Source organism: Paenibacillus sp. NPDC055715 (genome assembly GCF_053617595.1).
The window spans coordinates 1-10,161 of the sequence record NZ_JBSHGA010000027.1 but is presented as its reverse complement, the minus strand read 5'-3'; the positions used below and the strand labels follow the sequence as shown (position 1 = coordinate 10,161).

The following is a 10,161-nucleotide window of genomic DNA, read 5'->3' as shown; positions in this document are numbered from 1 at the left end:
TAGAAAGAGCGATTCGCTCATTTTGAAACTGACGAGATAAAATATCTCTTTTACACTCCGATTTCATACAACCTTACGGTGTGCACCGAAATCTTCATGGTTGATTTTGCGAACAAAATCATTTACTCACTCGTTGTTCAGTTTTCAAAGATCAAATTTTCATCCGGCTTCTCTTGGGCCGTATAAATAATATATCATACTTTAGCGATTTATACTACTGGTAAATAATACCTCGTAGATGATACTTTGAATTTATAAAATCCATCTAACCATTACATCACAGCCTATCTTACGGCGAATAATCATTATATCACTTAGGTTTGCTGATTACCACATGAAAATTATACTAATTAATAAGCAGCTTATCAAAATCATTTTTATTACTGTACTCCTCATACTTTCGATTTTTTCTTCATTATATGTACCGTGAATCTTTAACCAGATCTACTGCATCCGAAAGATGCTTTTCATGTATAGCAGTTAGGATTTTATGATGTTTTTTTGTATCTTGTTCAGATTAATCAACAGCAGCATCGGGAGTAGCTTGGTATTTGGTCGACACACAAACATAAGCTATATCTACTATATGATGTCTCCCCCTTTCAGTTCCAAAAGGGGTGATTAATATTGAAACGTTCCAATAATTATTTACGAACATTTTGGAACGTAAAATAGACTAATTTAGAACCGTTCCTAAATGTATGCTTTTAGGAACGCTACATTTCATCAATAATTGAAACAAATTCAATACACAACAAAAAGTACTCCTGCAGGCAATGCAGGAGTACTTTTTGTTGCCTTGGCGCATACCTGATCCAGTTCATTTTATCAAGCGTGTACACAGACGATGTGGGTGAATCAAATAACAAAGGCCCATTTCGGAAACGAAATCCATAAACGATGATAAAATTGATCGAGTCACTTACAGAGTAAACGAATCAGAACACCAGAACACTTCAAACCTTGGAGTGGATTTTTTTGTATGGAGAAGACTCCGAATATTGAGATTCATCTTCTATGATCATTTTTGAGGTGCAATTCAGGGTTGCCTGGTACCGCCATAGCCCAAGTTATATGGGAGGATCGGTAATTATCAGATCAATGGACTCGTCTTCTAGGTGTTCTGCGATCTCTCGGTGCAGCTCGTGTTGTATATCATAAAATGAAAGCACCTCCAACCAAAATCATACGCTCCTACAAATCCATTTTTTTGGAACTGGTGTTCTATTTTATGACTATAAGACCATCTACGATGAGTTGAATAAGCTATAAGAACCGCATGAGAGCGTTAATAATCTTACTTGTAGAAGGCAAATTAAAATAATCACAGATCATTATGTAAGCCCACTTCTATTGAGGATTTTTCCCTAGAACCCTTGTCCTTCAGCCTTGTTTTGTTAATTGTTAGTCATAACCAATCTGAAATCAGGCAATTTATATCTGTATCAGGAAGAATGCTCCTATAGAAAATATTATTTTGTTAGGTTATAATGTAAGCAAATATTGTAAACTTTTTTTACAAAAAAAGAACCAAGAACGATTTCAGCCGCATGCACCAACTATTACAAATCACTTTCTTGAGAATCCATCGTCTTCCCAGCGGTGGATTTTCTCCTTTCTTGATTCCTTTCCAACCGAACCGATAATAGTATAGGGACAGCAACATTAGTAATCATCCAATGATGGGTATCTATAAAAGTCCAAATATGGCTTATAAACTCCAATTCTTTCACCTCCTACCCTATCGGTGCTTTGTATTCTTACAAAGCTTCTAAATTAGTTTAACACGATATGTGGATCTACAAAAAAACGAATACTTTAGTGTAGCTATAATCATACAATATTAATATAGCTACATTCGAAGACTTCCATAAAGGTAATGGTAAAATAAAAAAAGTGCCTACCAAAAAATTCGGTAGGCACTTTTTTTATCTACATCGGTCAGATCTTTCTTTACACGGACCAGGACATCCAGGGTGACGGTCTTTCCGCTCACGGAAACCTTTGTACCGTTTTATTCTTGTAAACAACGGTACCTCCCAACTTTCAAGAAGGGGTTGTAAGTTCATCTTCTCCTCATATTTTACCGTTTTTATGGCGCTATCAGTTCCAATCCATATCTGGCTTATATCATCACAGACGAAGTCGAGACAAAACGTTACACGTTAATGCGATATAAAAGACGAAAGGCCACCTGCATTTTGCAAATGGCCTTTTTGATCTACCCGTTAACACCGTGATTGAAAGGAGTAATAGTTGCATTTGAAGGTGGATAGGAAATCGGAATCAAAATACTTAGAAATGTCATCAACATGAATGTAGCTACTAATGCTTTTTTCATGATGCACCTCTTATTCGATGGATTTTCTAGAAATACTTGAATTTGCTCCGAAATTCTTCGCTTGATTCATATCGGCTTGGCAATGCCATGTTTTATCGCATTCCTATACTCGTAGGGCGACATATCGTAAATGCTGCCATGCATGCGATCATGGTTATAGTTGTGGATAAAACCAGTGACCACTTCATACACCTGTTGGTAGCACTCCGATTCCAGAATTGCATGGAACGACTCGATATGAGCGTTTTTATTGGGCGTCTTGGGCGGGATGCGCTCATGAATCATGTTGAACTGTTCGCAAGCCTCTGCAAACCGATGACTGATGAACTGTGGTCCATTGTCGGAACGAATGACAGGCCGATGGGTCTTGTCAAAGAGTTGGCGCTTCATTAGCGCCTCCTGTATGATCTGAACAAGATCCTTGGCTTCGCAGGATAAACCGAGGTGATACGTCACGATTGCTCGGTCAAATACGTCAATGATGCTCATGAGAAAGAAGAACCGCTGTTGTCCAGCAATCCAGCCGTACTTCACATCGGTCCCCCACAGTTGATTGGAGCCTGTAATGATCCGGTTATTCGCCAGTCTCTTCGGGTACTTGATCTTCAACTGCCGCTGTGGCCGCAGCACATGCATCTGCTTGCATAGGCGGTAGACTTTCTTCTTGTTGATCACAAGTCGGTGCTTGCGCCGTAAGGGCTTCGTCAGCTTACGGTAGCCGTAAACGGACGTATACTCGTCAGCCAGCATCTCCATGATCCCTTCACAGATATGCTCATCGCTCACTCGTCCGCCGTCTTGCGTATAGGCGTATCCTGGCACGGGACGGCCACTCCTGCAGACGGCTGCTTCTGATGTTCCACATACGCATAATACGTGGAGCGCTCAACTTCCATGATTCGCAGCACCAGACAAATCGAATGGCCTTGCGAGATGTACACTTGTGCAATCGCTATTTTATCCGCAAGTGTAGGTTTGTTTTTTTAACAGGTCACGGAGAATCTCCCGCTCCAGCGCCTGCTCGGCATAAAGCTTTTTCAGCTTCTCGTGTTCTTTTTCCAGCGCTGCATAATCGGTGGCTGATGGAATGAAAGCAGGTTGCTTCAATGAAGAGCCATCCAATTGATCAAGATCCTGACGCTCAAGCTGCCTTGCCCAGCGCAGTACCATTTTCGGATCGAGATCATGCTGACGGGCAACGGCTGTCATGTTGCCCAACTCTTTGCCTTTGGCTACAACCCTCTTCTTAAAATTCAGTTCGTACCGTTTCCTCTCCATTGTCGTCCCCTCCGATTGATTTTATTGTATTGGAATAAGGGGTGTGCTGTCCAAGTTCATTTGGGGCTAAATAGAAACGATCCTTTCATAGAAGCCACTCCTCCACTGTTTGATTTGGCATCATAAACAGGAAAGTAGAGGCAAAAAAGCTCTATAACGCACCTACAGGACCTTTGGTCGCACTTGGTATCACCTTAGATACCGTACTGGGGGTAGTATCAGCGTCGCTGTCACCAAGTGCGTATTATGTAATTAAATGAATTTTTATCCGGTCCCGTTTTGCTGAACGTTTACGTTCTGCTTTAATACATGTTCTTGCGTGTAGTGTCAGCTTCGCTGGTACTACACGCAAAGTAAATGGTTATGTATGTTAACAATTTAAAAGGGTAACCGTCCCAATATTAGGAGGTTTACCTTTTTCTGTGTCTTCTATTTCAAGAGCTGGCGTATCGTATGCTGGTTCTTTTTTTATGGTGCTGCCTTTATGCATGGCTGCTTGATGGGAGCTGATGGGAGCGCAACAACGCAGAGCGGACATGATGCCACCATGCCTTCCCTGATCTACCTAGATACGACTCTGACCTTGGCTCTATTAATAACAAAACATGGGAATACAGGTTCTTTTTATTGAAATGGTTGTAAAAACACTATTTCATTTCTCTTTATTAAGTAGGAGTAATCTCTTCATAAAGAAGGGGGGGCTTGTATTGAATAAGGATGATGAGGTAAATCTTCGTTTTATCAAGTATATGGCAATCTTATTCACTATAACTCTATCAATTATGACAAAAAGAGATGAATTAAGGGCAGCCGATTCCCGCTGACTTTAGACAACGATGAAAACCTAGAATCTGTCTTACTTACTGTTCATGATTCAGAATCTGTGCCACCAAATTTAAAAGATCACATTACGGATCACTCACTTTATCAAGCTTATGAATCCCACTCAGCACAACAACAACAACAGATTTTATCTTTTGCTTACGTACAAGCACTAAATGACAAGGAAATAGCCAGAATATTGGGAGTTTTCCAACAAAACGTCTCGAAACAACGCTTAAAAGCTCTAACTAAATTACGCAGCTTAATAACCGAAGGGGGATGAATTATGACGGAGGGTGAAATTGCTACTTTTATTGCTAATTTAGGCTTCCCGATTGCAATTACTTTGTACCTACTTATTCGTTTTGAAAAAAAATATCTGATCTAAGCGATGCCATTAATGGCTTGAAGAATGAAATACAAAAAAAACGTAAAGCGGTGATTTTATGTTGGACGAACTTTTAGTACAAGCACAGCAACACCACGATCAGGAGGCAACATTACATATCCTAGAATCTTTCACACCAAAGATCAAAGCCTCCTTGCGACAAGTACCCGCCGATCATCGAGATGATTTAAAACAGGAACTCTATATCAAAATGATTGAGGTTATACAAACTTTTGATATTAGTGAATTGGAATAAAATTTGGAGAGTGGTTGTAAAAAAGAGACTCATTTCTCTTTATATATATGTGAAGGCAATATGGCATTGCAGAAAACTTGGGAATGGTACTCTGTCTATGATTCCTCCCTATTGTTCTTCTACTAATATTAATTTCAGGAGTGATTATTATGGCAAATTTTTCTTTAGGCACCAGTGGAGCAAACCTTATCAAATCGCATGAGGGATTTTCCTTGAAATTTTATGGAGATCCTTATGGGTATCCAACAGTTGGATGGGGACATTTGATAACAAAGACTAAAGTATATACTAAAAATACAACAGGTAATCCAAATAATTCTCTTCTATCCCAAGCACAAGCTGATGCTCTATCAAAATCTTTAAATCTAGGTTATACTTCACCCATTTCTCAGTCTCAAGCAAATACTTTTTTTGCTAATGATACTGCAAGTGCTGTAGCGGCAGTAAATAAATTGGTACTTCCTACAGGTCAGGAATTTTCACAATCTCAGTTTGATGCACTTGTTTCGCTCACTTTTAATGCAGGTCCTGGGGTGCTAGGAACCAATGATGTAAAAGCTATGCTTGCCAATGCGCATATATATCCAACTTTTGTTGGTTCACTTTCACAAAGTCAAATTGATACTTGTTCAAAATTAGTCAGCAAAGCATTTTCATATGATAGAAATTTACAAAAACGAAGAAATGAAGAAGCAACTTTATTTTGTAAAGGCAGGAAGTATACTCACAAATATCCAGTATATACACTATAGTTTAATCGTTTTATGACATAAACAAGAAAGGTCAGCCTAAAGGCTGACTTTCTTGTTTAAAAAATTATATTCACAGGCATTTTCAGAATCGCTTATAGGATATCCTTACCTTCCTGGATATTTTCTATTCTATTAGCACAGAACTTATTACATAACCTTAATTCATTTAATCAGTAATTTTTTTAAGCTCAAAAATAGTTGCCTCTGATAACAGGATAAGCCTATCGTTATTAACAACAAAAAAACTTACACTTACAGGTATGCTAAGTTTTGTAGAAGGGTCACTTATATCTATTGCTTTTACTACATCATTTATATTTAAGTCTGGAATATCTATTTTATATAATCTATAAAAAGAGTCAGAGTTATAGCATGTCGCTGTAATCTCATATAATGGATTTTTTAGTTCATATTGATAATTACTATAGTTTTCAAGCCCTTTTGATGAAAAAAAGTCTTTTTTGATTATAATCTCATCTCCAATAAATTTTTGCCCTATTGGATATTCAGAAGCATCATTATATGAATTTGCAAATCCTAAAAGCTTCTCAACTTTCCAAGTTCCATAGAAAAATTTTTCAGTTTCACTATCCAAACTTATACGTTCTACAGTACAATATTCGGATGTGTTTTTTGGAATAATAGACTCTTCCGTTTCAGGTTTAGGCTCAACAGAAGTATTTGGATTTGATGTCGTTTCAACATTTCCACAAGCCGATGCTAGCATCAACATTATCATAATACAAGCCAATAATGTTTTTTTCATATCTCACACTCCTACTATAAAGTTATGTTTTCGCATGTTTACTCGCTTGCTAACTGAATTAATCCCCGTATGGATTAAAATCTTCTGTTCCATCGTTTTTATATCACCATGTGCTAAAAGCTACTTTTATACAGCGAGTAATCCTTCACTGCTGTATAACAAATGGGACGATACTTTTTCTTTATTTTCCGATGCCTTTATCAGTTTTGCCTCAGTGTTTTGTTCCGGTTGAGTTGTTACTTGTTTACTGAGAGGCTCGCTCGCACCTCGTATAACCGTTGTAGGCTTATATGATCCACATCCTGAAAGCAAAAAACGGCACTCAACAACATTACTATACCAAGCTCATTTTTCAACACTATATTCCCCTTTCATCTACCTAGCAAAAATTATATCAGAGCAATTGAAGCGATGAATGACATAAAATTAACATTATTTATAAATAAGATTAACTTTATGTTATCTAAATCACAAACAACAATACGCCCAAATTGAACCTACCCAAGTCATTTTTTGTTGGAAAATTTCGGGGAACCAGCCTGTCGTTATACCTCCGGACACTATAATCAGTAAATGTATGACACATCCATGTTTGTTTGTGCAACTAATTCATTTACCTTCTTATACAAAATATCTCCTCCAAAAGACAAGTACCGACTTTGTTTTTGTAATCGGAACTTAAGTGCATTTTAGCTTTTGATTGCCCATTCTATCCAGCAAAAATATACTAGAATCGATACAAAAATTCCGATACTCAACATAATAAGAACTTTATCTGGGAGGGGATATTGTGAAGCGAAATTGGGAGCTCGACGAACTGATTGAGCATTTTACGATTTTACCCTATGAAATGAAACTGGTTGAAAACAAGCTGGCGGAAAACAAAATCGGGTTTGCCGTACTGCTCAAGTTTTTTCAGAACGAAGCCAGATTTCCCACACACAAGTTTGAAGTTCCTAAAGCAGTGATTTCATACATTGCCAAACAGATTTTCTGCGAATCCGAGCTATACGCACAGTACGACTGGAATAGGAGAGTCATAAAACCCCACCGTGTACAAATCCGTGAATTCTTTGAATTTCGAGAAGTGACTGTTCGGGACAGCCAAGACGTAGCAGAAAGCTTCGCCGACATGTGCTGCATCACAACCAGGAATGGGAGCAGGTGATGGATGTGGTGTATCGGCGCTTCCGAGAGCTGAAAGTCGAGCCGCCGACATCTGACCTTGTAGAACGTCTCATCCGTTCCGCGATCCATACCTACGAAGAACAGTTCTTTCAAGCGACGCTTCAAAAGTTGCCCCCAACCACACCCGCCAAGCTTGATACCTTGATTAAAGAGCATTGCGCTGCTCGATGATATCGACGAAGCCCCGGGTGAAGAAAGCGGCCGAATTTCGTTTCATGAGCTGAAGGCTGATCCGGGCCGTCCTAGTCTGGACAGCTTATTGAAAGAAGGACATAAACTCCGGACGCTACGGCATTTGAAACTGCCGGATGATCTATTTCGAGACATACCGCTCAAAGTATTGAAAAAGTACCAGCAGCGTGTTTCAACGGAAGATATTCGGGAGCTTCGTCGTCATCCTGATCCCATTCGCTATGCACTGTTATGCGCGTTCTTCTGGCTCCGCAGTCAAGAGATCACCGATAACCTCGTGGATTTGCTCATTCAAATCATTCACCGAATCAGCGTTCGTGCCGAACGAAAGGTAGAAAAAGAGATCCTGAACGATCTTCGCCGGGTAAGTAATAAATACGGCATTTTGTTCAACATGGCTCAGAAAGCCGTTGATAACCCGGAAGGTACTATTCGCGACGTGATTTTTCCTGTTATTAGCGAACAAACCTTGAAAGACTTAATCAAAGAATTCAAACACACTGGCCCCGCGTATCGGGAGAAAATCCACACCGTCATCCAAGCTTCCTACGGCAGCCACTACCGACGTATGGTACCGGAAATTCTAAGCATTCGGCAGTTCCGCAGCAATAACGAGGTTCATCGTCCTGTTATCCAGGCCTTGGAGTTAATCCAAAATTATGCGGACTCAGGATTACATTACTTCCCCTCCTTCGAGAATAGCCCGATTGACGGTGTCATTCGCAGCGTGAACCGAGATATCGTAGTCGAGAAGGACGATAATGGACAGGAACGCATTAATCGGATAAATTATGAAATCAGCGCCCTTCAAGCGCTGCGTGACAAACTACGCTGCAAAGAAGTATGGGTCGTGGACGCAAATCGATACCGTGATCTGGACAGAGACCTGCCCGCTGATTTTGAAGAGCGCCGGGAAGAGTACTACAAAGCATTGAAACATCCGCTCGATGCGGAAGCCTTTATTACGACGCTGAAACAAGCGATGAGCGAGGGGCTGGAGAAGCTAAATGCCGGGATGCCAAAGAATCCAAAGGTTCGCATTATAGAAAAAGCGGGCGGTTGGATCGGAGCTTCACCTCTGGAGCAAGCCGTGCTACGGGAACGTTCCAAGCGTCTGAGAAAGGCCATCTACACGCTGGATGAATCCATGAAAAGTAAGTTTCCCGCCAAACCCGCCACGGATGTCCTAGAGGATGAAATCCAGTATAGCCAACAGCTGGTCGCTGTGATTGAGCAGGATGGGCAATTTACCGGACTGCCGAAGGTCACAGAACCGTTAAACCTATTGAAAGAAACCGTCACCGACGATGTGGAGCATCTGCAAACGTCTGCGGATCCCGATGCCAAAATGGGTCACAAAAGTGTGGACTTCTCGTTTTTTGGTTACAAAACCCACATCACTATGAGTGAAGAGCGAATCATAACAGCGGCAACCATTACCACCGGGGAAAAACACGACGGCCAGCAACTCTAAACCTTGATTGAAAAAAGTAAGGCGGTAGGAATGAAAGTGGAGACGGTGATTGGAGATGCAGCCTATTCAGAAAAAGATAACCCCGCCTACAGTGCGCAAGGCTGGTCATCTAGCAACTCGCCGGGCGCGGCAGGAAAAAAAAGGCCAAGGAGAAAACCAAACTGACACCTATTACTTTGACGTAGAAACATGCAAGCGATGCCTTCTTCGGGAAGGCTGCTACAAGGACGGGGCAATAAGCAAGACGTATTCTGTAAGTATAAAAAGCGATGAACATCTGGCTCAAGCCGTATTTCAGGAGAGTGAGGTCTTTAAGACCAAGGCCAAAGAGCGATTCAAAATTGAAGCCAAGAACAGTGAACTCAATCCTCGGGTCTGATTGGCATGGAAATGCAAGGAGCGATGGCGATTTTCGCGGTGAATCTGAAGCGGATCTTGAAGTTGATGAGCTAAAAAGAGGAGCAATCGTAGACATGAGGAAGCCCAAAAAGACGACATCTCATTCAAAAACAAAGGAATGAGATGTCGTCTTTTTAATGGATTCTCTTTCAGCTATCTGTGAGAACGATGTTTTTCAGTAGCCTCCCCATTAAAGGGTGTGCTTTTTTGTCTTGCTTGGCGGCGTCCTACTCTCCCAGGACCCTGCGGTCCAAGTACCATCGGCGCTGGAGGGCTTAACGGTCGTGTTCGGGATGGGTACGTGT

10 protein-coding genes, 1 rRNA gene and 1 pseudogene are annotated in these 10,161 nt (G+C 40.7%); 7 read left to right on the top strand and 5 right to left on the bottom strand.

Annotation, left to right across the window (positions count from 1 at the left end; all coding sequences use genetic code 11):
- Positions 1–2,407 precede the first annotated feature (2,407 nt).
- The 3 genes from ACWGOO_RS22190 to ACWGOO_RS22180 are packed head-to-tail and all read right to left on the bottom strand — an operon-like array spanning position 2,408 to position 3,619.
- Positions 2,408–3,163 (bottom strand): transposase, encoded by a 756-nt coding sequence (locus ACWGOO_RS22190; RefSeq protein ID WP_452486917.1) that lies wholly within the window; start codon positions 3,161–3,163, stop codon positions 2,408–2,410.
- Positions 3,124–3,282, bottom strand: a complete 159-nt coding sequence (locus tag ACWGOO_RS22185) for a hypothetical protein (RefSeq protein ID WP_452486915.1) — start codon at positions 3,280–3,282, stop codon at positions 3,124–3,126. Before ACWGOO_RS22185 ends, ACWGOO_RS22190 begins: the two co-directional genes overlap by 40 nt.
- 16 nt (positions 3,283–3,298) lie before the next feature.
- Complete coding sequence (locus tag ACWGOO_RS22180) at positions 3,299–3,619, bottom strand: transposase (protein ID WP_452486913.1); 321 nt, start codon at positions 3,617–3,619, stop codon at positions 3,299–3,301.
- An 883-nt stretch (positions 3,620–4,502) separates the two neighbouring features.
- Between ACWGOO_RS22180 and ACWGOO_RS22175 the strand changes: the two genes are divergently transcribed.
- The 4 genes from ACWGOO_RS22175 (at position 4,503) to ACWGOO_RS22160 (ending at position 5,837) form a co-directional block, all read left to right on the top strand.
- Complete coding sequence (locus ACWGOO_RS22175; RefSeq protein WP_452486911.1) at positions 4,503–4,724, top strand: sigma factor-like helix-turn-helix DNA-binding protein; 222 nt, start codon at positions 4,503–4,505, stop codon at positions 4,722–4,724.
- A 3-nt stretch (positions 4,725–4,727) separates the two neighbouring features.
- Positions 4,728–4,829: a YvrJ family protein gene (locus ACWGOO_RS22170; protein WP_452486909.1), complete on the top strand. Its 102-nt coding sequence runs from the start codon at positions 4,728–4,730 to the stop codon at positions 4,827–4,829.
- A gap of 58 nt (positions 4,830–4,887) precedes the next feature.
- Positions 4,888–5,085, top strand: coding sequence for a helix-turn-helix domain-containing protein (locus ACWGOO_RS22165; protein ID WP_452486907.1), 198 nt, complete (start codon positions 4,888–4,890; stop codon positions 5,083–5,085).
- A gap of 149 nt (positions 5,086–5,234) precedes the next feature.
- Positions 5,235–5,837 carry a lysozyme gene (locus ACWGOO_RS22160; protein ID WP_452486906.1) on the top strand — a complete coding sequence of 201 codons (603 nt, stop codon included), beginning with the start codon at positions 5,235–5,237 and terminating at the stop codon, positions 5,835–5,837.
- 166 nt (positions 5,838–6,003) lie between these two features.
- Here ACWGOO_RS22160 and ACWGOO_RS22155 read toward each other — a convergent pair whose 3' ends face one another.
- On the bottom strand, positions 6,004–6,603 hold the full coding sequence (locus ACWGOO_RS22155) for a hypothetical protein (RefSeq protein ID WP_452486904.1): 600 nt from the start codon (positions 6,601–6,603) through the stop codon (positions 6,004–6,006).
- 790 nt (positions 6,604–7,393) lie between these two features.
- Between ACWGOO_RS22155 and ACWGOO_RS22150 the strand changes: the two genes are divergently transcribed.
- From ACWGOO_RS22150 to ACWGOO_RS22140, 3 genes and pseudogenes are all read left to right on the top strand, one after another.
- Entirely contained in the window at positions 7,394–7,771 is a 378-nt protein-coding gene (locus ACWGOO_RS22150) for a DUF4158 domain-containing protein (protein ID WP_452486902.1), read from the top strand.
- Positions 7,738–7,962, top strand: a complete 225-nt coding sequence (locus tag ACWGOO_RS22145) for a hypothetical protein (RefSeq protein ID WP_452486900.1) — start codon at positions 7,738–7,740, stop codon at positions 7,960–7,962. The genes ACWGOO_RS22150 and ACWGOO_RS22145 overlap by 34 nt, the downstream gene beginning before the upstream one ends.
- A gap of 1,114 nt (positions 7,963–9,076) precedes the next feature.
- Positions 9,077–9,910: pseudogene (locus tag ACWGOO_RS22140) on the top strand (transposase); the annotation flags it as partial.
- Between the two features lie 160 nt (positions 9,911–10,070).
- On the opposite strand, the gene rrf reads toward ACWGOO_RS22140, so the two are convergent.
- Positions 10,071–10,161 (bottom strand): 5S ribosomal RNA (gene rrf, locus ACWGOO_RS22135); the annotation flags it as partial.

Coding starts and splice junctions, on each gene's coding strand:
- ACWGOO_RS22170 (WP_452486909.1), top strand. CDS start 4,728: ATGACGGAGGGTGAAATTGCTACTTTTATTGCTAATTTAGGCTTCCCG.
- ACWGOO_RS22160 (WP_452486906.1), top strand. CDS start 5,235: ATGGCAAATTTTTCTTTAGGCACCAGTGGAGCAAACCTTATCAAATCG.
- ACWGOO_RS22155 (WP_452486904.1), bottom strand. CDS start 6,603: ATGAAAAAAACATTATTGGCTTGTATTATGATAATGTTGATGCTAGCA.
- ACWGOO_RS22165 (WP_452486907.1), top strand. CDS start 4,888: ATGTTGGACGAACTTTTAGTACAAGCACAGCAACACCACGATCAGGAG.
- ACWGOO_RS22180 (WP_452486913.1), bottom strand. CDS start 3,619: ATGGAGAGGAAACGGTACGAACTGAATTTTAAGAAGAGGGTTGTAGCC.